Annotated in this window: 25 protein-coding genes; all 25 read right to left on the reverse strand. The window is 54.4% G+C overall.

Annotated elements, in window-relative coordinates; all coding sequences use genetic code 11:
• Positions 1–18: 18 nt before the first annotated feature.
• The gene (gene fliE, locus KNP83_RS08000) at positions 19–303 is read right to left on the reverse strand and encodes a flagellar hook-basal body complex protein FliE (RefSeq protein ID WP_214762029.1); all 285 of its coding nucleotides are present in this window, start codon (positions 301–303) and stop codon (positions 19–21) included.
• 13 nt (positions 304–316) lie between these two features.
• Positions 317–745 carry a flagellar basal body rod protein FlgC gene (gene flgC / locus KNP83_RS08005; protein ID WP_214762030.1) on the reverse strand — a complete coding sequence of 143 codons (429 nt, stop codon included), beginning with the start codon at positions 743–745 and terminating at the stop codon, positions 317–319.
• Positions 746–747: 2 nt separating this feature from the next.
• Positions 748–1,116: a flagellar basal body rod protein FlgB gene (gene flgB, locus KNP83_RS08010; protein ID WP_131433917.1), complete on the reverse strand. Its 369-nt coding sequence runs from the start codon at positions 1,114–1,116 to the stop codon at positions 748–750.
• A 273-nt stretch (positions 1,117–1,389) separates the two neighbouring features.
• Positions 1,390–2,169, reverse strand: a complete 780-nt coding sequence (gene codY / locus KNP83_RS08015; protein WP_016508279.1) for a GTP-sensing pleiotropic transcriptional regulator CodY — start codon at positions 2,167–2,169, stop codon at positions 1,390–1,392.
• Between the two features lie 37 nt (positions 2,170–2,206).
• A complete protein-coding gene (gene hslU, locus KNP83_RS08020; RefSeq protein ID WP_214762031.1) occupies positions 2,207–3,580 on the reverse strand; it encodes an ATP-dependent protease ATPase subunit HslU in 1,374 nt (457 codons plus the stop codon).
• Positions 3,577–4,125, reverse strand: a complete 549-nt coding sequence (gene hslV, locus KNP83_RS08025; RefSeq protein WP_021067113.1) for an ATP-dependent protease subunit HslV — start codon at positions 4,123–4,125, stop codon at positions 3,577–3,579. Before hslV ends, hslU begins: the two co-directional genes overlap by 4 nt.
• A gap of 11 nt (positions 4,126–4,136) precedes the next feature.
• Positions 4,137–5,018: a tyrosine-type recombinase/integrase gene (locus KNP83_RS08030; protein ID WP_214762032.1), complete on the reverse strand. Its 882-nt coding sequence runs from the start codon at positions 5,016–5,018 to the stop codon at positions 4,137–4,139.
• 186 nt (positions 5,019–5,204) lie between these two features.
• The gene (trmFO, locus tag KNP83_RS08035) at positions 5,205–6,512 is read right to left on the reverse strand and encodes an FADH(2)-oxidizing methylenetetrahydrofolate--tRNA-(uracil(54)-C(5))-methyltransferase TrmFO (RefSeq protein ID WP_251128877.1); all 1,308 of its coding nucleotides are present in this window, start codon (positions 6,510–6,512) and stop codon (positions 5,205–5,207) included.
• Between the two features lie 2 nt (positions 6,513–6,514).
• A complete protein-coding gene (gene topA, locus KNP83_RS08040) occupies positions 6,515–8,611 on the reverse strand; it encodes a type I DNA topoisomerase (protein ID WP_214762033.1) in 2,097 nt (698 codons plus the stop codon).
• Between the two features lie 65 nt (positions 8,612–8,676).
• Entirely contained in the window at positions 8,677–9,468 is a 792-nt protein-coding gene (gene dprA, locus KNP83_RS08045) for a DNA-processing protein DprA (RefSeq protein WP_214762034.1), read from the reverse strand.
• A gap of 54 nt (positions 9,469–9,522) precedes the next feature.
• Complete coding sequence (gene sucD, locus KNP83_RS08050) at positions 9,523–10,440, reverse strand: succinate--CoA ligase subunit alpha (protein WP_021067108.1); 918 nt, start codon at positions 10,438–10,440, stop codon at positions 9,523–9,525.
• 12 nt (positions 10,441–10,452) lie between these two features.
• Positions 10,453–11,613 carry an ADP-forming succinate--CoA ligase subunit beta gene (gene sucC, locus KNP83_RS08055; protein ID WP_021067107.1) on the reverse strand — a complete coding sequence of 387 codons (1,161 nt, stop codon included), beginning with the start codon at positions 11,611–11,613 and terminating at the stop codon, positions 10,453–10,455.
• 111 nt (positions 11,614–11,724) lie between these two features.
• Complete coding sequence (locus tag KNP83_RS08060; protein WP_214762035.1) at positions 11,725–11,994, reverse strand: EscU/YscU/HrcU family type III secretion system export apparatus switch protein; 270 nt, start codon at positions 11,992–11,994, stop codon at positions 11,725–11,727.
• Entirely contained in the window at positions 11,991–12,842 is an 852-nt protein-coding gene (locus KNP83_RS08065; protein WP_214762036.1) for a hypothetical protein, read from the reverse strand. Before KNP83_RS08065 ends, KNP83_RS08060 begins: the two co-directional genes overlap by 4 nt.
• 11 nt (positions 12,843–12,853) lie before the next feature.
• Complete coding sequence (locus KNP83_RS08070; RefSeq protein ID WP_214762037.1) at positions 12,854–13,606, reverse strand: ribonuclease HII; 753 nt, start codon at positions 13,604–13,606, stop codon at positions 12,854–12,856.
• 41 nt (positions 13,607–13,647) lie between these two features.
• Positions 13,648–14,508: a ribosome biogenesis GTPase YlqF gene (gene ylqF / locus KNP83_RS08075; protein ID WP_214762038.1), complete on the reverse strand. Its 861-nt coding sequence runs from the start codon at positions 14,506–14,508 to the stop codon at positions 13,648–13,650.
• A 12-nt stretch (positions 14,509–14,520) separates the two neighbouring features.
• Entirely contained in the window at positions 14,521–15,063 is a 543-nt protein-coding gene (lepB, locus tag KNP83_RS08080) for a signal peptidase I (protein WP_214762039.1), read from the reverse strand.
• A gap of 82 nt (positions 15,064–15,145) precedes the next feature.
• Positions 15,146–15,499, reverse strand: coding sequence for a 50S ribosomal protein L19 (rplS, locus tag KNP83_RS08085; RefSeq protein ID WP_021067101.1), 354 nt, complete (start codon positions 15,497–15,499; stop codon positions 15,146–15,148).
• A 113-nt stretch (positions 15,500–15,612) separates the two neighbouring features.
• Positions 15,613–16,329, reverse strand: a complete 717-nt coding sequence (gene trmD / locus KNP83_RS08090) for a tRNA (guanosine(37)-N1)-methyltransferase TrmD (protein WP_214762040.1) — start codon at positions 16,327–16,329, stop codon at positions 15,613–15,615.
• Complete coding sequence (rimM, locus tag KNP83_RS08095; protein WP_214762041.1) at positions 16,319–16,834, reverse strand: ribosome maturation factor RimM; 516 nt, start codon at positions 16,832–16,834, stop codon at positions 16,319–16,321. The genes trmD and rimM overlap by 11 nt, the downstream gene beginning before the upstream one ends.
• 54 nt (positions 16,835–16,888) lie before the next feature.
• Entirely contained in the window at positions 16,889–17,164 is a 276-nt protein-coding gene (gene rpsP, locus KNP83_RS08100; RefSeq protein ID WP_114165525.1) for a 30S ribosomal protein S16, read from the reverse strand.
• Between the two features lie 81 nt (positions 17,165–17,245).
• A complete protein-coding gene (gene ffh, locus KNP83_RS08105; RefSeq protein ID WP_021067097.1) occupies positions 17,246–18,586 on the reverse strand; it encodes a signal recognition particle protein in 1,341 nt (446 codons plus the stop codon).
• A gap of 11 nt (positions 18,587–18,597) precedes the next feature.
• Positions 18,598–18,921: a putative DNA-binding protein gene (locus tag KNP83_RS08110; RefSeq protein WP_214762042.1), complete on the reverse strand. Its 324-nt coding sequence runs from the start codon at positions 18,919–18,921 to the stop codon at positions 18,598–18,600.
• Between the two features lie 96 nt (positions 18,922–19,017).
• On the reverse strand, positions 19,018–20,019 hold the full coding sequence (gene ftsY / locus KNP83_RS08115; protein WP_214762043.1) for a signal recognition particle-docking protein FtsY: 1,002 nt from the start codon (positions 20,017–20,019) through the stop codon (positions 19,018–19,020).
• Positions 20,016–23,573, reverse strand: coding sequence for a chromosome segregation protein SMC (gene smc, locus KNP83_RS08120; RefSeq protein ID WP_214762044.1), 3,558 nt, complete (start codon positions 23,571–23,573; stop codon positions 20,016–20,018). Before smc ends, ftsY begins: the two co-directional genes overlap by 4 nt.
• Between the last annotated feature and the right edge of the window lie 103 nt (positions 23,574–23,676).

Genomic DNA, 23,676 nt, shown 5'->3' on the forward strand with positions numbered 1-23,676 from the left:
TACTCGTCATCCTCTACTTTAAACTTGCATTCGCATCATTTCTTGATAGGCCTCGACTGCTTTGTTCCGCACCTCTATCGCAAGTTGCATCGCAATCGACGACTCTTCGCTTTGAATCATAACCTGATGTAAATCGGCTTTGCCGACGGCGAGGTCGGCTCGGGCCGCACTCGTCGCTTGTTGGACGTCATTTAACGAACGCATCGCCTCGTTCAAATACGTTCCGAACTGAGACGGCGTCTCTTTCACGGCCGGTGCGCCTGTCGGTTGGGTGCCCATCAATTGAATCGGGTTGATTTGCATATATTGTCACTCCTTATCCTTTACCAATTTCCATCGCCTTGACGAGCATCGCCTTCGAAGCGTTCATCGCAGCGATGTTCGCCTCGTACGATCGCGTCGCCCCCATCAAGTCGACCATTTCTTTCAATAGGTCGACGTTTGGCATCTGGACATAGCCCCGGTCATCCGAATCGGGATGGCTCGGGTCATAGACGAGCTTGTACGGGCTCTCATCTTCTACAATCTGTGAGACCTCGACGCCGCCGCTGACAGCGGACAGCTGTTGGCGAAACGGTGCTTCCTGCATCACGGTCATTTTCCGTGTATACGGTTGCCACTCCCCGTCGACGAGCTTGCCGCGTGTCGTCTGGGCGTTCGCAATGTTCGCGGACACCGTGTCCATCCGTAGCCGCTGCGACGTCAGTGCCGTCGCCGAAATATGAAAACTATCAAACATGCCCATCGTCAACGTCCTCCTCTAATGACGGTTTTGAGTCCGCCGAGTCGGCGGTTCAACTGTTCCATCATCGCTTCATATTGAAGCTGGTTCCGTGCCAATTCGCTCATCTCATAATCAAGATCGACGTTATTGCCGTCGCTTCGCATCGCGCCTCCGGCCCGGTCCGTGATCGTCGTCGCCGCGCGCTCGCTCGGACGACCGCCTGCCAGCTTGAGACGCATCTCGTTGTTCAACGTCTGTTCAAACACGGCCTGCTTCGCCCGGAAGTTCGGGGTATCGATATTCGATAGGTTATGGCTGATGACTTTTTGATTTACGACCGAATGATTGATCGCTTGCTTCATTAATTGATAGTCGCTGCCAATCCAATTCATGCGTTTCACTCGCTTTCACTAAAAGAATGCATGTATATACCTTATTTGGAAAATCCACTATTTCATTGAAACAAATCTGTAACAGTGTTGAAAGATATTTTTATTAAAACAGGTAAATGCTGTCTTCTCTTTTTGTCGAATTTACGACGAATTCTGAAAATAATTACTTTTGCACTAAAAAAAGCCGCTCCCATTTCGTCGGGAGCGACTTTATAAGTCGAAAGTCCTAAATCAGTAGACTTCTTTAGATTTATAGACTGAATTACAATTGTTTCAGTTCGATTTCAACTTTTGCAATTCGAACAAGAAGTTGTCATTCAATATTTTAATATACGTTCCTTTCATACCGAGTGAACGTGACTCGATGACGCCCGCGCTTTCCAATTTACGGAGCGCGTTGACGATGACCGAACGCGTAATTCCCACACGGTCGGCAATTTTGGAAGCAACTAGTAAACCTTCGTTACCGCCGAGCTCTTCAAAGATATGCTCGATCGCTTCGAGTTCAGAATACGAGAGCGAGTTGATCGCCATTTGAACGACCGCTTTCTTACGGGCTGACGCCTCGGCTTCCGCCGCTTTCTCGCGAAGGATCTCCATCCCTACGACCGTCGCGCTATATTCGGCCAAGACGAGGTCGTCTTCCGTGAACTCGTTGTTGAGTCGCCCGAGCACGAGTGTCCCGAGACGCTCCCCGCCACCGATGATTGGAACGATCGTCGTCATCGAGTCGAGGAACAGCTCACGGTTCTCGACCGGGAACGCCGTATACTCACTGTCGATGCCGATGTTTTCCGTCGTCTCTTTGACGTTGAACAAGTTCGAGGCATATGGCTCCGGGAATTGACGGTCGACCAAGAACGCCTTCATGCGTTCGTTCTCGATTTGTTGCTTGATGGCAAAGCCGAGCAAACGGCCCCGACGACTGACGATGAACGTGTTTGCTTCGAGTACTTCGCGCATCTTATCCGCCATTTCTTTAAAGTCTACATGTGCGCTTGCCTCTTGTTGAAGCATCGTGTTCAATTGGCGTGTTTTGTCTAGTAAGTTCATAATTCTTATTTTCCTCCCTGTATGTGCATACAGAATCTTATAGTATAAATTGGCTTAGGTCTCGATCTTCCGCAATCGAGCCGACTTTCTCTTTGACATAGGCCGGTGTGATTTGAACATGCGTCTGTGGCATGTCGGCCGCCTCGAACGACAAGTCCTCGAGGACGCGTTCCATGATCGTGTACAGACGCCGGGCCCCGATATCATCCGTCTCTCGGTTGACGTGCGTCGCGATGCGCGCAATCTCTTCGATGGCCGGATGGGTGAACTCGACGCTGATTTCCTCGGACTCGAGGAGTGCCGTGTACTGCTTGATGAGCGCCTGTGACGGCTCCGTCAAAATCTTGACGAAGTCCTCTTCGGTCAGACTGCTCAGTTCAACGCGAATCGGGAAACGCCCTTGCAGCTCGGGAATCAAATCGGACGGCTTTGCCATATGAAACGCTCCGGCAGCGATAAAGAGCACGTGGTCCGTCTTGACCGGCCCGTATTTCGTGACGACGGTCGACCCTTCGACGATTGGCAAGATGTCACGCTGCACGCCTTCTCGTGAGACACCGGCATGGTCTTGCGATTTCGTCGCAATCTTGTCGATCTCATCGACGAAGATGATGCCCATCTGTTCGCTGCGGCGCACGGCCTCGTCATGAACCTCGTTCATATCGAGCAAGCTTTCCGCTTCCTCGGCAACGATGAGCGGACGGGCCTCGCGGACCGGCAACTTACGTTTCTTCCGTTTCTTCGGCACGATTTGACCGAGCATGTCCTGCAAGTTCGATAAGCCTTCCATGCCTTGCCCTTGGAACAAGTCGACGGTCTGCTTTTCTTCGAGATTGACCTCAATCAATCGCTCTTCGAGTTCACCGAGCTCGAGCAAGCGACGCAACTGCGCACGGTCGGACGACTGCGTGCTCGTCGGCTCCTCGGCCTTTTGGGTTTGGCCGCCGAACAGTGCCTCGAACGGGTTCGAAGCAGCGGTCGGTTCGACTTTGGCCTTGCCTTGCAGCGCGTCGAGGATGCGTTCCTTCGCAGCGACTTCCGCTTGCTCTTTCACGCCCTCTTTCTTCTCTTCCTTCACGAGCCGGACCGATGCCTCGACGAGGTCGCGGACCATCGATTCGACATCGCGGCCGACGTAGCCGACTTCAGTGAATTTCGTAGCCTCGACTTTGACGAACGGCGCACCGACGAGTTTGGCCAAGCGGCGTGCGATCTCCGTCTTCCCGACACCCGTCGGTCCAATCATCAAGATGTTCTTCGGTGTCACTTCATCACGCAGGTCGGCACTCAACTTTTGGCGACGATAACGGTTGCGGAGTGCGATAGCGACGGCGCGCTTGGCATCCTTTTGTCCGATGACGAAGCGGTCAAGTTCCGCTACGATTTGGCGTGGTGTCAGTTCACGTTTCATTCAGAATCGCCTCCGATCGTTTCTACGATGACTTGGTCGTTTGTATAGACGCACAACTCTCCGGCAATCTCGAGAGCGGCGCGGGCTATGTCTTCTGCTGATTTCTCAGGCGAATGGCGCACGAGGGCGCGCCCGGCAGCGAGCGCATAGTTCCCGCCCGAGCCGATCGCTAAAATACCATCATCCGGTTCAATCACTTCGCCGTTGCCCGACACGAGCAGTAGGTGCTCACGGTCCATGACAATCAAGAGCGCTTCGAGTTGACGGAGCATCTTGTCCCCGCGCCACTCTTTGGCCAGTTCGACGGCCGCACGCGGCAAGTTCCCGTTATACATCTCGAGCTTCGATTCAAACTTCTCGAACAGCGTGAATGCGTCGGCAACGCTTCCGGCGAACCCGGCGACGACTTTACCGCCGTAGAGACGTCGTACTTTTTTGGCCTTGTTTTTCATGATGACGGCGTTCCCGAACGTGACTTGTCCATCCCCGCTCATGGCACCATGCCCGTTGTGACGGACTGCGAAAATCGTGGTTGCGTGAAACATCTGATGACCTCCTACTTTCTCGGATGTGTGGCTTGATAGACCGCTCGCAAACGTTCTGTCGAGACATGGGTGTAACGCCCCGTCGTCGAAAGCGACTCGTGACCGAGCAACTCTTGGACGGCACGGAGGTCGGCCCCGCGCTCGAGCAGGTCCGTCGCAAAACTGTGACGGAGCGAGTGAGGCGTCAACGGCTTATGCAGGCCGCCTTGCTTTCTCAGACGCTTCATGACGTAGCGAATTTGGTCTGTTGTCACTCGATTCCCTTTTTGACTGAGGAATAATGCCGTTTCTTGGGGAGAAGCGCACGTTTGGCGCGCGTCAAGATAACGACCGAGCGCCTCGATGGCGAACTGCCCGATTGGAATGTAGCGTTCTTTCTTCCCTTTCCCGACGACATGCACGAAGGCGAGTTCCGCATCGTAAGACGACACGTCCATCCCGCACAATTCGGCGACGCGCATGCCCGTCCCGTACAACATCTCGACGATGGCGACATCACGGGCCCGCAGGAACGGGTCATCTTGTCCGTCCGCGGTCGCGATGAGCTGTTCGACCTCGCTCGGCACGGCGAACGTCGGAAGCGACTTGCGCCGCTTCGGGGACGTCAGGCCATGGAACAGTGGCTCGCCCCCCGTCTCACGTGCCACAAATTTCCCGAATTGCTTGAGGCACGATACTTTTTGGGCGACCGTCGTCGTGGCGCTATCGGTCTCATAAAGAGCATATAAATAACGCCGCGCCGACTGCACATCATACGGATCTTGATGTGTCAATTGGCAATAAGCGGCGTACTGGTCGAGCGTCTGCTCGTAAGAGCGTTTCGTATGGGGAGACAGTCGGCGTTCGACTTGGCAATAGCGCAAAAATGACTGTTGATCGTCACCGAATCCCATTCTCTCGCCCCCTCATTTTCAGCTTAAAAACGCATGTTCCCGTCAAATCGAAATTAGCATAGCACACACCGTCAGAGGTGACAATAGATAGCCCTTCAATAATCTGAAAATTTTCAAAGTGTTGTACAAATTACACAATTGAAATTTAAATTCACAAAAAAGGAGCCAAAAAATGGCTCCTTTCCCTTAAATCTCTTTATATTGCTGAATCGTTTCAAGGGCACGGTTGGCGTAACGCTCGTACCGTTCTTGCTTCTTCATCTTCTTCGGTGCATCCTCGAGAGACGGCACGAGACCGAAGTTTGCGTTCATCGGTTGGAAGTGCTTGCCGTCCGTCGTCGTAATATAGTGCGCCATCGAACCGAGCATCGTCTCACGTGGCAAGACGACGAGTTCTTCCCCGGCAATCAATTTCGCTGCGTTAATCCCAGCGAGAAGACCTGACGCCGCCGACTCGACGTACCCTTCCACACCGGTCATCTGACCGGCGAAGAACAACGTGTCGCGTGTCCGCGCCTGATACGTTGGCTTCAACAGGCTCGGCGAGTTGATGAACGTGTTCCGGTGCATGACACCGTAGCGCACGATCTCCGCGTTCTCGAGACCCGGGATGAGTTGAAGGATTCGTTTCTGTTCGCCCCATTTGAGGTGGGTCTGGAAACCGACCAAGTTGAAGAGCGTGCCGGCCGAGTTATCTTGCCGTAATTGCACGACCGCGTGCGGACGTTTGCCCGTCTTCGGATCTTCGAGGCCGACCGGTTTCATCGGTCCGAATAAGAGCGTCTTCTTGCCGCGTTGGGCGAGGACTTCGAACGGCATGCAACCTTCGAAGTAAATCTCTTTCTCGAACTCTTTGAGTGGAACGACTTCTGCTTTGACGAGCTCGTCGTAGAACACGTCGAACTCTTCTTCCGTCATCGGACAGTTGAGGTACGCTGCCTCACCTTTGTCGTAACGTGATTTCAAATAGACCTTGTCCCGGTCGATCGTCTCGCCATCCAAAATCGGCGCCGCGGCGTCGTAGAAGTAAAGGTAATCTTCCCCTGTGAACGCTTTGAGCGAAGCCGAGAGGTCCGGTGACGTGAGCGGACCGGTTGCCATGATGACGATCCCGTCCGGAATCGCCGTGATCTCTTCATTGTGCACGGTCACGTTCGGGTGGTTCTTCAACGTGTCCGTCACGAATCCGGCGAAATCATGACGGTCGACGGCGAGCGCGCCACCGGCCGGTACACTTGCCGTGTCGGCCGCTTTCAAGATGAGCGAGTCGAGCGTGCGCATCTCTTCTTTCAAGACGCCGACCGCGTTTTGGAGCCCGTTCGCTCGTAGCGAGTTCGAGCAGACCAGTTCAGCGAATTGGTCCGTATGGTGTGCCGGTGTCTTTCGGACCGGTCTCATTTCATACAAATCGACTTGAATTCCGCGTTTCGCGAGTTGCCAAGCCGCCTCGGAGCCGGCGAGGCCCGCTCCGATCACAGTTACACGTTGCTGCAAAGTTAATCCTCCTCTAACTGATGTACCTCGGCATGGGTACAGTTCGTACATTGATATTTCACACCGTCTTTAATTTTTTTCTCGACCATCATTTTACCACATTCCGGACACGGTTTCGCGACCGGCTTGTCCCATGAGACGAATTCACAGTCTGGATAGTTCGAGCAACCGTAGAACAGACGACCTTTTTTACTGCGTCGTTCGACGACTTGTCCGTCTTTACAGCTCGGACATGGGACGCCGATTTCGACTTGTACCGGTTTCGTGTTCGTACAGTTCGGAAAGTTTGAGCACGCCATGAATTTTCCGTAACGGCCCATCTTGATGACCATCGGCGAACCGCACACTTCGCAGTCGATGCCGGCCGGCTCATCTTTCACTTCGATTTTCTCAATCTCCGATTCGGCCCGTTTCAAACGTTTCTCGAAACTGCGATAGATTGGAGCGACGACTTCTGTCCACTCGACTTCCTCGTTCTCAATCGAGTCGAGGAGCGTCTCCATATCGGCCGTGAACTGGACGGTGATGAAGTCGTTGAAGTACTCATCAATCATCTCGATGACGAGTTCGCCGAGCTCTGTCGGGACGAATTTCTTCTCTTCTAAGACGACATAACCGCGTTTCTGAATCGTATCGAGCGTCGGTGCATACGTCGACGGACGACCGATGCCGAGTTCTTCCATCGCCCGGACGAGGCGCGCCTCACTGTATCGTGGCGGTGGCTGTGTGAAGTGCTGTTTCGGTTCGATTGCCTCGAACTTGACGAGGTCATCCACTTCGAGCGGCGGGAGTAACCCTTCCTTCTCCGGGTTCGTGTCTTCGATATCTTCATCTTTCGATTCGATATACACTTTCATGAAACCTGGGAATTTGACGGTCGATCCGTTGGCACGGAAAATCATGCCGTTCGACTCGACGTCGATTTTCACCGTATCGAGGATGGCCGGCGCCATTTGGCTCGCGACGAGACGCTCCCAAATCAACTTGTACAAGCGGAGCTGGTCACGCGACAAGTACGCTTTCACCGAGGCCGGGTCGCGCAACGCCGAAGTCGGACGAATCGCTTCGTGGGCGTCTTGGGCGTTCGCGGCTTTCTTCTCTTTTTGTTTCTGCAACGCGACGTACTCTTCTCCGAACGTGGATTCGATATACTCTTTCGCTTCTGCTTTCGCCAAATCCGAGATGCGCGTCGAGTCGGTACGCATATACGTGATCAAACCGACGGTGCCTTCTTTCTTCCCGAGGTCAATCCCTTCGTATAGCTGTTGCGCGAGCATCATCGTTTTCTTGGCCCGGAAGTTCAATTTACGAGCCGCATCTTGCTGGAGCGAACTCGTCGTGAACGGGAGCGAGGCGTTCCGCTTCCGCTCTTTCTTCGTGACGTCGATGACTTTGAATGAGTCGTCGATCGCTTTGAGCACCGCGTCGGCATCCGCCTCGCTCTTGAGCTCCATTTTTTTCCCGTCTTTTCCATAAAACGAAGTCTCGAACGATTCGCCTTCATGGTTGAGGGTGAGTTTGATGGTCCAATACTCTTCTGGGTCGAAGGCATTGATCTCCCGCTCCCGGTCGATAATCATTTTAACGGCCACGGATTGAACGCGTCCGGCCGATAATCCTTTTTTGACTTTCTTCCATAGTAATGGGCTCATCCCGTATCCGACGAGACGGTCCAAAATTCGACGCGCCTGTTGGGCGTCGACGAGGTCATGGTTGATTTTACGCGGGTGTTTGAACGACTCTTTAATCGCATCTTTCGTGATCTCGTTAAAGACGACACGACATTCGGTCGTTTCGTCGACACCGAGGGCACGTGCTAAATGCCAAGCAATCGCTTCCCCTTCGCGATCCGGGTCAGCCGCGAGAAAGATTTTCGTCGCTTTTTTGGCTGCCGTCTTCAATTCTTTCAAAACTGGGCCTTTGCCACGGATCGTGATGTACTTCGGTTCGAAGTCATGTTCCACGTCGACACCGAGTTGACTCTTCGGTAAATCGATGACGTGACCCATAGATGCCTTGACCGTGTAATTCGATCCTAAATAACGTTTAATGGTTTTCGCTTTCGCGGGTGATTCGACGATCACCAAGTATTTTGCCATACATCTGCTCCCCTTTTAGAGGTCATTTAAATCCCTACCATAATATTCATGTTGTCGATGGTTTGTCAACGTCCAATCCTTGAACAGGTTAGAATTTGATCGGCAGTCGTCAATGGAATCGCCCCGTCTTCAATCAATTGATTCGGACCGGCCGCGAGCGGATCGAGCGGGCTTCCTGGCACCGCGAACACCGTCTTTCCTTGCTCGAGGGCGTGTCCGACCGTGTTCATCGTCCCGCTCTTTTGACGGGCCTGAATGACGACGAGCCGATCGGCAAGTCCGCTGACAAGACGATTTCGTTCTAAAAATTGAAATTTTTTTACAGGTGTTTCCGGTGTGTATTCCGTGAGCAGTAACCCGTGTCGCGAAATCCGCTCGAACAAGGGCACATGCACTTGTGGATATAAGTGCGAAAAGCCCGCTCCGAGGATGGCGATGGTCGGCCGGTCATGATCGAGCGCTAGCTCATGGACGAGACCGTCGATGCCGAGCGCCCCACCCGAGACGGAAACAGTTTCTTCTATTAAAGGACGGAAATGTTCGACGAGCCGACGGCTGATGCGATTCAATTCACGGCTTCCGACCAATGCGGTCGTTTGTTGATGTAGTACCTCTAAATCGCCTCGATAAAACAAACAATACGGCGGATTCGGGATTTGGAGCAGCGCGGACGGGAACGAATCGTCCTCCCATGTCAGAAAGCGGTCGTACGTGACCGTGGAACGAAGCGCCCGTTCAGCCTTACTTCGGACGCTCGGATGGAACTGGTGCATGTTCACATGCGGGTGAGACAAGTAATGATGGACGAACTCGACCGGCACCCGTTCGGCTGCGAATCGAGCGATTGTTTGATTCATCACAATCACCTCTAAAAAAATGAGGGATGCCGCGCATCCCTCATTCCGAATGGTTTACGTTGTCGGTTGACCCGTCACGCAAGCTTCATACAAACCTTGTTGTTTCAACACACGGATGAGTGTCTCTCCGATAACTGCAGGCGTCTCGGCGACTTCAATCCCATTGGCGTTCAACGTCTTGATTTTTTCAGCGGCCGTACCTTTTCCGCCTGAGATGATAGCACCGGCATGGCCCATCCGCTTGCCTTCAGGGGCTGTTTGACCACCGATGAAACCGATGACCGGTTTCGTCATGTTCGCTTTCACCCATTCAGCAGCCTCTTCTTCAGCCGTCCCACCGATTTCACCGATCATGATGACCGCTTTCGTGTCCTCGTCTTCATTGAACGCTTGGAGCGTGTCGATGAAGTTCGTGCCGTTGACCGGGTCTCCCCCGATTCCGACAGCTGTCGATTGTCCGATTCCGGCAGTCGTCAACTGATGAACTGCCTCATACGTGAGCGTCCCTGAACGTGAGACGATGCCGACGTGGCCTTTCGTATGGATATAGCCTGGCATGATGCCAAGTTTCGCTTCTCCTGGCGTGATGATTCCTGGACAGTTCGGTCCGATGAGACGGGCCGGTTTGTCCTCGAGGTAACGCTTCACTTGAATCATGTCGATGACCGGGATACCTTCTGTGATACAGATGATCAACTCGATGCCGCTATCGGCCGCTTCCATAATCGAATCGGCTGCGAACGCAGGTGGCACGTAGATGATTGACGCGTTCGCGCCAGTCGCTTCGACAGCCTCGGATACCGTGTTGAAGACCGGTACGCCATCAAGGACGGTCGTGCCACCTTTACCAGGTGTCACTCCTCCGACCAATTTCGTGTTATATGCCAGCATCTGTTCGCCGTGGAACAGACCTTGTTTCCCCGTGATCCCTTGAATGATCACTTTTGTATCTTGATTCGCCCAAATACTCATGTCGTTTCCCCCTTATCGAACGAGTGCCGCGATTTTTTCTGCACCGTCAGCCATCGAGCTCGCCGAAGTGATCGCAAGTCCAGATTCATCAAGAATGCGTCGTCCCGCATCCACGTTTGTACCTTCTAACCGAACGACGAGTGGCAAATCGAGACCGATTTCTTTCGTCGCCGCGACGATACCTTCAGCGATGATGTCACACTTCATGATGCCACCAAAGATGTTCACGAAGATTCCTTTGACTTGGTCGTCTGACAAAATCAATTTGAACGCTTCCGTTACTTTTTCTTTCGTTGCACCGCCGCCTACATCGAGGAAGTTAGCGGGTTCGGCGCCATAATGCTTGATGATATCCATCGTCGCCATGGCCAGCCCGGCACCGTTAACGAGGCAACCGATGTTGCCGTCGAGCGCGATATAGCTGAGGTCGTGTTTTGACGCCTCGACTTCACGCGGATCTTCTTCTGTCGTGTCGCGCAGGTCGACGATGTCTTTATGACGATAAAGCGCGTTGCTGTCGAAGTTGAGCTTCGCATCGAGTGCGATGACGTTGCCGTCTTTCGTCGTGACGAGCGGGTTGATTTCCGCGATCGTGCAATCTGTCTCGACGTACACTTTATACAATTTCATGACCATGTCGCTGAATTTGTTGACGAGCTTGGTCGGCACTTCCATCTTGAAGGCGAGACGGCGTGCTTGGAACGGGCGGAGTCCGACGACTGGGTCGACGACTTCTTTATGAATCTTTTCAGGTGTATGTTCAGCGACTTCCTCGATGTCCATACCACCTTCTGATGAACCCATGATGACAATTCGGCCGATCGAACGGTCAAGCACGAGTCCTAAGTAAAATTCTTGGTCAATCGCAGAGCCTTCTTCAATGTAAAGGCGTTGCACGACTTTCCCTTCTGGTCCAGTCTGGTGCGTGACGAGCGTCTTGCCGAGAATCTCTGACGCGTACTGTTTGACTTCTTCATCTGACTTCGCAAGTTTGACACCGCCGGCTTTCCCGCGGCCCCCTGCGTGAATCTGGGCTTTGACAACTTTTAGTTCACCGTCTAGCTTGGCAGCGGCTGAAACTGCTTCTTCAACCGTGAACGCTGGATAGCCCGTAGGTACGGCCACTCCAAACGCCCGAAGCAATTCTTTCGCCTGATACTCATGGATATTCATTTCGTTTCCCCCTTAGTCCCCTTTAATATCGGCACGTCTATTGTAACGAAAAACTGAAAGCGCTGTCTATCGTTCTTGCTTTAAGTTTTCATCTTTTTTTCACATCTACCCTTAGACATCTCCGATTTTTCCTTGTTCCATCTGATAAAGAAACACGAAAAGCTCGGCGATAACCTGATACAGGTCGTCCGGAATCTGTTCTTCAATCTGCAAGGCAGACAACAGTGACAACAAGGCCGGGTCCTCATGAATCGGCACCCCGTTCGCTTGCGCGAGCGCGAGCATGCGCTCGGCGACGAGTCCGCCCCCTTTGGCGACGACACGCGGTGACTCCATTGACTGCTCATACGACAAGGCGATGGCTTGTTTGCGATCGTTCATACGCGTTGGTCCACCTTTCCGAGCGGGGCGAACGTGTCCGGTACCGGTGCTTCCTGTTTTGGTTCGAACGAGAAGCGGGACAGTTCATAGCCGCTCGCTTCGAGTGCGCGCCCGAGCAACGGCTCATAGGCGTTGACGAACGGACTCAAGTCATGTTGCTCGTTGAACACTTTAACCGATACGTGCCGTTTTTGGACGAGCAAATCGATGCCCGTCTCGCCGTAGGTCGGGGTCTCGAGGAATAGAACGATGCGGGCATGGTCGGAGTCGATGACCTCGCCTTTCGGTGCCTCGAGACGGAACCGTACTTGTTCGAACGGTCCTAAATGCGGTATGTGAAATGCTTGAACGACGAACGGCGGGGCTTGGACGGCGTTGAACGTCTCCTGGGCCCGGACGAACTGTTCGAACTTCGGGTCGCCCTTCGCTTTGAACAGCTCGCCGACGAGCTGTTTCACGTCGGACCCGGCCCCGCTCTCGAGCAGTTGCCGGCCTTGCGCCTGGAGCGGCTCGGGCGTAGCGAGCGGCTGACGGGCCAGGCGCCCGAGCTCGCTGCCGAGCTGGGCGAGCGGTGACCGCGCGACTTGCGCGAGCGCCTCGGCTTGTTGCGGCACGACTTTCAAGACGAGTTTCGGCTCGAGCTCCGTGACGACCATCTTGTACGTCACGTTCTCTTTGACGTCGGCGTTCACCCCGACCCGGAACATGCCTTGCGGCAGCTGCATGACCGCCTCGCCGCCAGGCAACAGCTGAAGCACCCGGCCGACGACCGTATTGCCGACGAGCAGTTGCCGTGAATTTTGTTCGGTGACCTTGAACGGCAGGACGCCTTGGTGATCGATGCGCATCGTGTCCCCTCCTACATATGTTTAATCGGCGCGAACGATTTCCGATGAATCGGTGTGATGCCGCGTTCGGCGAGGCCGGTCAAATGGTCTTTCGTGCCATAGCCCGCGTTCCGCTCGAACCCGTAACCGGGATAGAGGACGGCATAATCCTCCATCATATTATCACGAACGACTTTGGCGACAACGCTCGCCGCCGCAATCGAGACGCTCCGCGCATCGCCTTTGATGAGCGATTGCTGCGGGATGTCGAGGTCGAGCCGCATCGCGTCAATCAACAGCGCTTCGACCGTTCCGAGCTGGCGGACCGCCTCCACCATCGCCAGTTTCGTCGCCTCATAAATATTGACCTCATCGATCACGTCAGCGTCGACGATCCCGACGCCGACCGTCGCCTCGTCCATGAGGATGCGGTACGCCACTTCCCGCGCCCGTTTCGACATTTTTTTCGAGTCGTTCAGGCCGGGATGATAAAATCCATCCGGCAAGATGACGGCCGCTGCGACGACAGGACCCGCGAGCGGCCCTCGCCCGACCTCATCGACGCCGCCGATGAGACTGAACCCTTGGGCCTTCCATTCGTCTTCGAACGCGTGACGGGCCGTATAATCGGCACGGAGGGCATGTTCTTGAGCGAACTGCCGCTCCCATTGCCGGATGAGCGTCTGGACGCCCGCCCGCGGGTCGTCCTTCAGCTCGTCTCGCACCTGTTCCCACTCTTCATATCGGACCGTCTGTAGCCGTTGTTTAATCGCTTGAATCGTCATTCCGTTCCTCCTATTCAAAAAAGCCCTGTTTGCACAGGACTTCACGCCATGTCATGGTCGGCCGGCGTCTCGAGGGAGACCCGTCCGATTTTCTCATGACGCAGTTCGTTCAATAGTAATTCGCTCGCTTTCTCGAAATCGACGTAGCCGCCGCTGACGAGTCCGCGTTTCTTCCCAATCAATTCGAGAAGTTCGACGGCATCTTCCGGCAGTTGGTCGATTTTGAACCGTTCTTTCAACTGTTCCGGATAGCGGGCCGACAGCTCACGGGCCGTATAGAGCGCGATATCGTCAAGGTTCAAAATATCGTCCTTGATGGCACCGGTCGCCGCCAAGCGATAGCCGACCATCTGGTCCTCGAACTTCGGCCACAGAATCCCTGGCGTATCGAGCAGTTCCATCTCGCCGCCTTTCATCTTGATCCATTGCTGGCGTTTCGTGACACCCGGACGGTCGCCGGTGATGGCGATATTGCGTCCGGCGAGACGGTTGATGAGCGTCGACTTGCCGACGTTCGGGATGCCGATGATGAGCGCGCGGATTGGGCCGGGATTCCGACCTTTCTCACGCATGCGGTCATGCTTCTCTTGCATGAGCTTCTCGGCGCCCGACATGAGCTGCTTCAAGCCTTTGCTATGTTTCGCATCGACGGCGACGACCTCGATGTCATCGCGTTTCAAGGCGCGGAGCCAAGCGTCGGTGACGACCGGGTCGGCCATATCGGCCTTATTCAAGACGATGAGACGTGGTTTGCCCTCCGTGATCTCATCGACCATTGGGTTACGGCTCGATTGTGGAACGCGTGCATCGACGAGTTCGATGACGACATCGATGAGCTTTAACTTTTCTGTTACTTGTCTTCGTGCCTTGGCCATGTGGCCAGGGAACCATTGAATTGCCAAACAAACACCACCTTATTCTTGTACGGTCCCGAAATCGCCGAGCGGCCAGAATACGAAGTTCGTTTTGCCGACGACGTCCTCTTTCGGGACAAAGCCGATTTCACGGCTGTCTTTCGAGTTTTGACGATTGTCACCCATGACGAAGTATGAGCCTTCCGGGACGACCGTCTCGCCCGTCACTTGTTCGAGCGTAAAGTTTTCGGTAAGAGGAAAGCCGTTCATCTGTGCCTGGAACTCCTCTAAATACGGTTCTTCGACCGCCTCACCGTTCAAGTAAAGCGTATCGTCCCGATATTCGAGCGTGTCGCCAGGAATGGCGATGACGCGTTTAATATAATCTTTCGATTCCGTCGCGTGGAAGACGATGATATCGCCCCGGTCGAGCTCACCGACGTAGTTCGAGATTTTGCTGACAATCATGCGATCGGCATTTTGGAGCGTCGGCATCATCGACTCTCCTTCGACGATGACAGGTACAAAGATGAACGTCCGGATCACGAACGCGATGACGAGCGCAACGACGATCGCCTTAAGCCAACTGAACACTTCTTTCAACTTGCCTCACTCCTCTGTCCGTTTGAACTTATTGTACTAGAAAAAAAGAAGCTTGTCGCAAGCGACAAGCTTAATCCCCATCTTAACGACGGATTTCTTTAATACGTGCTGCTTTACCGCGAAGGTTGCGGAGGTAGTAGAGTTTCGCACGACGGACTTTACCGTAACGAACGACTTCGATTTGCGCGACACGTGGTGAGTGAAGCGGGAATGCACGCTCAACACCTACGCCGTAAGAAATCTTACGAACTGTGAATGTTTCGCCGATGCCGCCACCTTTACGCTTAATGACTACGCCTTCGAAGATCTGGATACGCTCACGCGTTCCCTCTACGACTTTAACGTGGACACGTACTGTGTCACCAGGACGGAAAGCAGGTACGTCTGATTTGAATTGTTCTTCTGTGATTTCACGGAACAGTTTTTGTGTGTTCATGAATAGTTCTCCTTTTTCTTCAATGTTCATATCTTCATCTGCCCAAGCATCCAACAGCGGAACATTGGTAATTGGTGGGGTTAACCCACATGCTCAAACATAGCACAATTTGATCAATCGCGCAACGATTCAATGAATTTTTTATCGGCTTCCGACAAGTCGACCGCCTCGAGCAGGTCCGGTCGTCGGTGATACGTGCGCAGGAGTGATTGCTCCCGACGCCACGCCTCGATGTTAGCATGATTGCCGGATAAGAGGACGTCCGGGACCTTGAGCCCACGAAAGTTCGCAGGACGCGTGTAGTGCGGGTATTCGAGCAAGCCGGTTGAGAACGAGTCGTCCTCATGGCTCGCCTGGTCGCCGAGCACGTCCGGGATGAGCCGGACCGTCGCATCGATCATGACCATCGCGGCGAGCTCGCCGCCGGTCATGACGAAATCCCCGATGGACACCTCGTCCGTCGCGAGCTCATCGTGAATCCGTTGGTCGAACCCTTCGTAATGCCCGCATAGAAAGATGAGGTGTTCCTCGTTCGCCCATTCCTCGGCCAGCCGTTGGTCGAAGCGCCGCCCGGTTGGCGTCGTGACGATGACGCGGGGACGCTTCTTGTCGAGGGCGTCGAAAGCGTCGAAGATCGGCTGCGGCGTGAGCAACATGCCCGCCCCGCCCCCGTATGGATAATCGTCGACCTTATGATGCTTGTTCGCCGAGAAGTCACGGAAGTTCGTGAACGCCATCTCGACTTGTCCGAGCGTCCGGGCCCGACCGACAATCGAATGGTCGAGCGGGGCGAACATCTCAGGGAAGAGCGTTAAAACATCAATCTTCATCTTCAATCATTCCCGGGATCGGGGTGATGACGACACGTTTCGCCTCGACGTCGATGTCGCTCACGACCGACTCGATGTAGGGGATGAGCGCGTCCGACTTGCCTGGGCGCTTGATGACCCAGACGTCGTTCGCGCCGGTCTCGAAGATGTCATCGACGACACCGATGACCTCGCCATCGACGACGGCCTCGCAGCCGATAATCTCGTGGTAATAAAACTCATGTTCCGGCAGCTCGTGGACGTGCTCGACGTGGACGTACAGCTTCATGCCCTTGTACTTCTCGACGAGGTTGATATTCTCGAGTCCTTTGAACGTGACGAGATGGAACTGCTTGTGCGGACGATACGTCGTCACTTCGAGCGGGATTTTCTTGCCATCGACGTCCAAAAAGAGCGTCTCGCCTTTCTTGAACCGTTCGGCCGGGAAGTCGGTCGCGGCGAGCAACTTCAATTCCCCTCTTAAGCCGTGGGTATTGGCGATCTTACCTACGTATAACCATTCCATTTGTTATGCCTCCTCACAAAAATGGGCCGACCTCATAAAAGGTCGGCCACATCCTTACTTCGCGTTTTTCGCGTTGTGGAATTTCTCCATGATCCCTGCTTTAGAGAACAAGTTACGTACTGTGTCAGATGGCTTTGCGCCGTCTGCCAACCATTTGAGCGCGAGTTCTTCGTCGATGCGAACTTCTGCTTCTGGTTTTGCAACCGGGTTGTAGTGACCGACTTGCTCGATGAAACGGCCATCACGTGGTGAACGTGAATCAGCTACAACGATCCGGTAGAAAGGTGATTTTTTTGCGCCCATGCGCTTGAGACGAATTTTAACTGCCATGGTAATATACCTCCATCATGTGTTTAAGAATTGACAACTTTAATAGTATACTGCTTTTTTGTCCGACTGACAAAAGTTTTCTTAGAAGAACGGAAGGCCGAGACCTTTTTTCTTCCCTTTCATTTGTCCTGACATCTGCTTCATGAGCTTCTTCATGTCATCGAACTGTTTGATGAGACGGTTTACTTCCTGGATGGAACGACCGCTCCCTTTTGCGATCCGCTTGCGACGACTCGCGTTGAGCACTTCAGGATTGGAGCGCTCATGCTTCGTCATCGAGCGAATGATCGCCTCGACATGATCGAGTTGCTTCTCGTCGATTTGGACGTTCTTCAACCCTTTCATCTTACCTGCACCAGGTAACATCGAGAGCAATTCATCAATTGGGCCCATGTTTTTCACTTGACCCAACTGCTCGATAAAATCATCGAACGTGAACGATGCATCGCGAATTTTGCTTTCAAGCTCCTTCGCGGCATCTTGGTCCATCTGTGACTCGGCTTTTTCAATGAGCGTGAGCACGTCCCCCATCCCAAGAATCCGTGACGCCATGCGTTCCGGGTGGAATGGTTCGAGGGCATCCAACTTTTCACCGAGACCGACGAACTTAATCGGCGCTCCCGTGACTGCCTTGATTGAAAGGGCTGCCCCACCACGTGTATCACCGTCGAGCTTTGTGAGCACGACGCCGGTGATTCCGAGTTTCTCATTGAAGCTATCAGCCACATTGACCGCATCTTGACCCGTCATCGCATCGACAACGAGGAAGATTTCATTTGGTTTGGCAATCGTCTTCACGTTTTCGAGTTCGCCCATGAGCGTCTCGTCGATGTGAAGGCGACCAGCCGTATCGATCAACACGAAATCGTGATGATTGGTTTTGGCGTACTCGAGCGCTTTTGTAACGATTTCTTCCGGCTTCACTTGGTCGCCAAGTGAGAACACCGGTAAATCGAGCTGTTTGCCGAGTGTCTCGAGCTGTTTGATGGCCGCGGGCCGATAAATATCCGCCGCGACGAGAAGTGGACTCCGGTTATGCTTTTTGCGAATCAAGTTCGCGAGCTTCCCGGTCGTCGTCGTTTTTCCCGCACCTTGTAACCCGACCATCATGACGACTGTCGGTGGTTTTGGGTTAAATGTGATTGGGACGACGTCGCTTCCCATCAAAGTCGTTAGCTCTTCATGAACGATTTTGACAACTTGTTGGCCCGGTGTCAACGATTTCATGACGTCTTGGCCAATGGCCCGTTCTTTCACGTCGTTGACGAACTGTTTGACCACTTTGAAGTTGACATCGGCTTCAAGGAGAGCGAGACGAACTTCTCTCATCATCTCTTTGACATCTGCTTCGGAAATTTTACCTTTCCCCCGCATTTTCGCCAGTGTCGATTGCAACCGTTCGGATAATCCTTCAAATGCCATGCTTCAGCCCCCTACTCTAAATTCTCAAGCGCCGAAATCGTTTCCGTCGCGTCGGGCGATTGCTCGACTTGACGTTTGAGCGTCTGAAGCAGTTGTTGCCGCTGTTCGAATTTCGCGAACAAGGCCAACTTCTCCTCATACTGCTCAAGCATCGCTTCGGTACGCTTTATGTTATCGTAGACCGCTTGACGGCTGACTTCAAACTCTTCCGCAATCTCTCCGAGCGAGTAGTCATCTAGGTAATAAAGAGACATATAGTTGCGCTGTTTCGGTGTGAGTAGTGCTTGATAAAAATCGAACAAGTAGTTCATTCGATTCGTCTTTTCGAGCGACATGACCTCCACCTCCACATGTTAAGTGAAATCCCTTTACAACTACCAATAGTACAGCCGTCCCTAGCTCTTGTCAAGTTTTTTTCTTAACAGAGAAACTTAGGTGAGGTCATCGTTTGTCTGTTGTTTTTCTTCGAAGATGTCCCCGAATAATCCGTATACGAACTGTTCCGGGTCGAACGCTTGTAAATCATCGATTTTCTCGCCGAGCCCGACATATTTGACCGGGATATCGAGCTCGTTTCGAATCGCGAGCACGATGCCGCCTTTGGCCGTCCCGTCGAGCTTCGTCAAGACGATCCCGCTCACGTTCGTCGCTTGTTTGAACGCCTTCGCCTGAACCATCGCGTTCTGCCCTGTCGTCGCGTCAAGTGCGAGCAACACTTCATGCGGTCCGTTCGGCACTTCCCGCTCGATGACCCGCTTCACTTTTTCAAGTTCGTTCATCAAGTTGACTTTGTTTTGCAAACGACCGGCCGTGTCACAAATCAAGACGTCGACGCCGCGTGATTTCGCTGCCTGGACGGCGTCGAACACGACCGCGGCCGGGTCCGATCCCTCGGCTTGACGGATGACCGGGACACCGACGCGTTCGCCCCATACTTGGAGCTGGTCGATGGCGCCGGCCCGGAACGTGTCGCCTGCCGCGAGCATGACCGAACGGCCTTCCGACTTCAACTGATGGGCGAGCTTGCCGATCGTCGTCGTCTTGCCGACACCGTTGACACCGACGAACAAGATGACCGTCAAGTCGTCCTGCATGTTCAACTCACGGTCCGACTCGTCCTCTTGAAGTCGTTTCGCCACGACTTCGACGAGCGCATCGCGGACGGCGACCGGATCTTTCAAGTTGCGGCGCTTCACTTCTTCCTTCAAATCTTCGACGAGGTCCATCGTCGTCGTCACGCCGACGTCCGCCTGGATGAGCAGGTCCTCGAGTTCATCGAAGAAATCCTCATCGACTTCGCGGAACCGATAGACGAGATCATTGACGGCATTGGCGAACCCGTCGCGGGTCTTCGTCAATCCATCGGTAAACTTTTGGGACGCTTCTTGCGTCGAGGTCGTCAATTTCTCTTTTAGCTTCTTAAAAAAACTCAACTTAATTCCTCCATTTCTTCTTCCGTCTCGACGACGCGCTTCGCTTCAGATAATTCGACCGAAAGCACCTCGGAGACCCCGTTTTGTTGCATCGTCACGCCGTAGAGCGTATCCGCCGCCTCCATCGTCCCTTTCCGATGCGTGATGATGACGAATTGCGTATCGATTGACAGCGTCCGGATATACTCTCCGAACCGATGGACGTTCGCCTCATCGAGCGCCGCCTCGACTTCATCGAGCACGCAGAATGGGACCGGTCGTGTCTTCAGAATCGCGAACAAGAGCGCGATGGCCGTCAAGGCCCGTTCTCCCCCCGAGAGCAGACTGAGTGTCTGCAGTTTCTTCCCGGGTGGTTTGGCGACGATATCGATGCCCGTATTGAGCAAGTCGGACTCGTCGACCAATTTCAAATCGGCCTCGCCGCCACCGAACAGTTCGTGGAACGTCTGTTTGAAGTGACCGCGGACGAGCGTATACGTCTCTTTGAACAACCGTGTCACTTCGCGGTCCATCTCGTTGATGATGTCGTACAGGTCCTCTTTGGCGCTGACGAGGTCGTCCCGCTGTTCGGACAAGAACATGAACCGCTCATTGACGAGGTCGAACTCTTCGATCGCATTCAAATTGACCGGACCGATCTCCTCGATTTGGCGGACGAGCAGTTTGAACTCCTCTTTCGCCTCATCGAGCGGAATCGCGAGCGTCGGCAACAGTTCGAAGACGAGTCCACGTTCATCGAGCGCATCGAGTTTCCACTTCCGTTTCAACTCCAGCTCGTTCACGTCGGTCTCGAGTTTACGGACGTCCGCATCGAGTCGACGGCGTACGTCCGTCGCCTGTTGTTCGCGCTGTCTGAGAATCCGGTACGATTCTTCTTTGGCGTGAAGCTGGCTCAACTGTTGGCTTAGGCGTGCTTTGAGCGCTTCCATCTGTTTGATCGCCTCGACGTGTTCGAGCTCGAGTTCGGCTGAAGAGACGACCCGGCCGCTGGCCACATGTTCGAGCTCACGCTCGATTTGATGAAGGCGTGCCGTCTGTTTGGCGACCTCGGACTCGAGCCGTTCGACTTCCGAACGGACCCGGTCGAGGTCGAGCGTGTGCCGTTGGCGATCGAGTTCGTTTTGACGGATGGCTTCTTGCAGTTGCCCCGTCGTCGCGGCACCTTTCGCCTGCTCTCCGCGAAGCGCCTCGAGCTCGGTCCGAATCGAGGCTTGCTTCACATCGGTCGCCTCGAGCTCTTGTGCGAGCCGCGTCAATTCGTTCGTCGCGGCTTCAATCGTATGGGTGTAGCGGGCCATCTCATGGTCGAACAGCTCTAGCTGTGCCTTGGCGTCTTGCGACACCCGCTCCAAGCTTCGGTACGCCTGTTCCGTCGAACGGAGCGTCTCTTCGGCCTCACGCTTCTTGAGCCTGATGGACTGGAGCGACTCGCGCAACCCGGACATCTCCTCGGTATACGTCGTCACGCGCAACTGTTGCTCATGGAGCATGGCCAGTCCTTGCGTCAACCCGTGCTTCAAGTCATCGAGTTCTCGGGATTGCGTGAACAGGGCGACGCCTTGCTTGCGGCTACCCCCGGTCATGGAACCGCCGACGTTGACGATGTCCCCATCGAGCGTGACGATGCGATAGCGATATCCGGTCGTCTGGGCGATCCGGTTGGCGACTTCGAGCGAGCTGGCGACGATGACGGCACCGAGAAGGGACTTTTTCAATTTGTCGAAGGCCGGGTCCGTCTCGACGAGGTCGGCGGCGATGCCTACGAAGCCGTCGAGCGATTCGAGCCGGTGTGCGACTTCACTCGGAACGTAGCGTTCCTTCACGCTCGTCATCGGCACGAACGTGGCCCGTCCGGCATTCGCCTTCCGGAGCCGGTCGATTTCGCGGCGACCGACCACATCCGTCTCAACGACGATATGCTGTTGTGTCTGACCGAGCGCCGTCTCGATGGCGGCCTCGTAAGACGGGAGGACGCGAATCAATTCCGCGACCGCACCGAGCACGCCCGGTCCCCGTTCTTTCAACACGAATTTGACGGCATGGAAGTAGCCCTCATACGACTGCTTCATCCGCTCGAGCAATTCGATGCGGTCCTCGGTCTTCTGACGCCGGCGGTCGAGGTCGTGATACGACTGCTCGGCCCGGGCCAGCTTGTCCCGCAATGTCGACTCTTGTTCGGTCAAATCGGCTTCTTGGGCGAGCAGCGTCTCCCACGTCGTCCGTGCCTCGTCGAGACGAGCCTGCTCGGCCTCGAGTGAAGCCGTCTGTTCGGTCCGCACCTCAAGGCGGTCTTTGTTCTCACGTAAGAGGCGGGCTTTCGCTTCCTCGGCTTGTTCGATATCCCGGCGTTCCCGCTTCTGTTGGTTGCTGAGCGTGGCGCGGGTCGTCGCCAATTCGAACGCCTCCCCTTGGAGCTGTTCGATTTCTGCGTTAAAATCGCGTGTCGCCGCCGTCAATTGCGTGTCGAGCTTGACGCGTGCTTCCTCGACGGTATGTAACGCCTCGGTTTTAGAAGCCAAATCCGCCTCGGCCACGTGCAATTTCTGCGTCAACTGTTCGGTTTCTTCGGCCAACTCGACCCGTTGGCGCTCGAGGCGTTCTTTCGTTTCCGCCCCGTGCTCTTCACGGGCTTTCGCGAGCTTGATTTCTCCGGTCAATCGTTCCAGTTCGGTCGCCTGCATCCGTTCGTCCTGGTGGAGCGTATCGAGTGTTTCCCGATCGGCGGCGAGTGTCGCCTCGAGTTCCGTCCGTTCCGATACGATCGCGGTCAACGTGCCGTCTTGCTCGGCGAGATGGACGGACGCCGTCTCGAGTTGCTCGTTCGTGCGGGTGATCCCCGTGCCGAGTTCAGTGATCTCGGCGCCGAGAATGCCCGTCTCGAGCTCATCGTGCCGGGCTTTGGCGACTTGATACTCACGGGCGAGCGCGGCCTGCTCGCGAAGCGGCTCGACCCGATCGGCGAGTTCGTACAAGATATCGTCGACGCGTGACAAGTTCAACTCGGTGTCCTGCAGTTTCCGCTCCGCTTGTTTTTTACGCTGGCGGTATTTCAAGACGCCGGCCGCTTCTTCGATGACGGCCCGGCGGTCTTCCGGTTTTCCGGAGATGACCTGTTCGACCCGGCCTTGGCCGATGATGGCGAACGCATCACGCGACAGACCCGTATCCATGAACAGGTCAATCACATCCTTGAGCCGGCACGGTTTCTTGTTCATGAAGTAATCGCTATCACCGCTCCGTGTGACACGGCGTGTGACGCTCACTTCCTCGTACGGCAGCCGCAAATGGGCATCCGTATTGTCCAATACGAGCGTCACTTCGGCGACGTTGCGATGGTTCTCGCCTTCGCTGCCGGCAAAGATGACGTCTTCCATTTTCGCTCCGCGGAGCGATTTGGCCGACTGCTCACCGAGTACCCAGCGAACAGCGTCCGATATATTTGATTTCCCGCTCCCGTTCGGTCCAACTACGGCTGTGACGCCGGGACGAAAATCCAGTTCAATCCGCTTGGCAAACGATTTAAAGCCAGCGAGTTCGATTCGTTTTAAGTGCATCGTGACCATCCTATCCTCAGTAAGCATTCATTTGTTTATTTTACCACAGTTGCCAGTTCGTCAAAATGCTAGAATCATGCTATTCTAAAAAGAACTGTAGAAA

Origin of the sequence: Exiguobacterium sp. s146 (assembly GCF_018618415.1) — a bacterium.
Taxonomy (GTDB): domain Bacteria; phylum Bacillota; class Bacilli; order Exiguobacteriales; family Exiguobacteriaceae; genus Exiguobacterium.

Bases quoted from the DNA above. Each gene is read 5' to 3' on its own strand.
- fliE (WP_214762029.1), bottom strand. From the start codon at position 303: ATGCAAATCAACCCGATTCAATTGATGGGCACCCAACCGACAGGCGCA.
- flgC (WP_214762030.1), bottom strand. From the start codon at position 745: ATGGGCATGTTTGATAGTTTTCATATTTCGGCGACGGCACTGACGTCG.
- flgB (WP_131433917.1), bottom strand. From the start codon at position 1,116: ATGAATTGGATTGGCAGCGACTATCAATTAATGAAGCAAGCGATCAAT.
- codY (WP_016508279.1), bottom strand. From the start codon at position 2,169: ATGAACTTACTAGACAAAACACGCCAATTGAACACGATGCTTCAACAA.
- hslU (WP_214762031.1), bottom strand. From the start codon at position 3,580: ATGAAACGTGAACTGACACCACGCCAAATCGTAGCGGAACTTGACCGC.
- hslV (WP_021067113.1), bottom strand. From the start codon at position 4,125: ATGTTTCACGCAACCACGATTTTCGCAGTCCGTCACAACGGGCATGGT.
- KNP83_RS08030 (WP_214762032.1), bottom strand. From the start codon at position 5,018: ATGGGATTCGGTGACGATCAACAGTCATTTTTGCGCTATTGCCAAGTC.
- topA (WP_214762033.1), bottom strand. From the start codon at position 8,611: ATGGCAAAATACTTGGTGATCGTCGAATCACCCGCGAAAGCGAAAACC.
- dprA (WP_214762034.1), bottom strand. From the start codon at position 9,468: ATGAATCAAACAATCGCTCGATTCGCAGCCGAACGGGTGCCGGTCGAG.
- sucD (WP_021067108.1), bottom strand. From the start codon at position 10,440: ATGAGTATTTGGGCGAATCAAGATACAAAAGTGATCATTCAAGGGATC.
- sucC (WP_021067107.1), bottom strand. From the start codon at position 11,613: ATGAATATCCATGAGTATCAGGCGAAAGAATTGCTTCGGGCGTTTGGA.
- KNP83_RS08060 (WP_214762035.1), bottom strand. From the start codon at position 11,994: ATGAACGATCGCAAACAAGCCATCGCCTTGTCGTATGAGCAGTCAATG.
- KNP83_RS08065 (WP_214762036.1), bottom strand. From the start codon at position 12,842: ATGCGCATCGATCACCAAGGCGTCCTGCCGTTCAAGGTCACCGAACAA.
- KNP83_RS08070 (WP_214762037.1), bottom strand. From the start codon at position 13,606: ATGACGATTCAAGCGATTAAACAACGGCTACAGACGGTCCGATATGAA.
- rplS (WP_021067101.1), bottom strand. From the start codon at position 15,499: ATGAACACACAAAAACTGTTCCGTGAAATCACAGAAGAACAATTCAAA.
- trmD (WP_214762040.1), bottom strand. From the start codon at position 16,329: ATGAAGATTGATGTTTTAACGCTCTTCCCTGAGATGTTCGCCCCGCTC.
- rimM (WP_214762041.1), bottom strand. From the start codon at position 16,834: ATGGAATGGTTATACGTAGGTAAGATCGCCAATACCCACGGCTTAAGA.
- rpsP (WP_114165525.1), bottom strand. From the start codon at position 17,164: ATGGCAGTTAAAATTCGTCTCAAGCGCATGGGCGCAAAAAAATCACCT.
- ffh (WP_021067097.1), bottom strand. From the start codon at position 18,586: ATGGCATTTGAAGGATTATCCGAACGGTTGCAATCGACACTGGCGAAA.
- KNP83_RS08110 (WP_214762042.1), bottom strand. From the start codon at position 18,921: ATGTCGCTCGAAAAGACGAATCGAATGAACTACTTGTTCGATTTTTAT.
- smc (WP_214762044.1), bottom strand. From the start codon at position 23,573: ATGCACTTAAAACGAATCGAACTCGCTGGCTTTAAATCGTTTGCCAAG.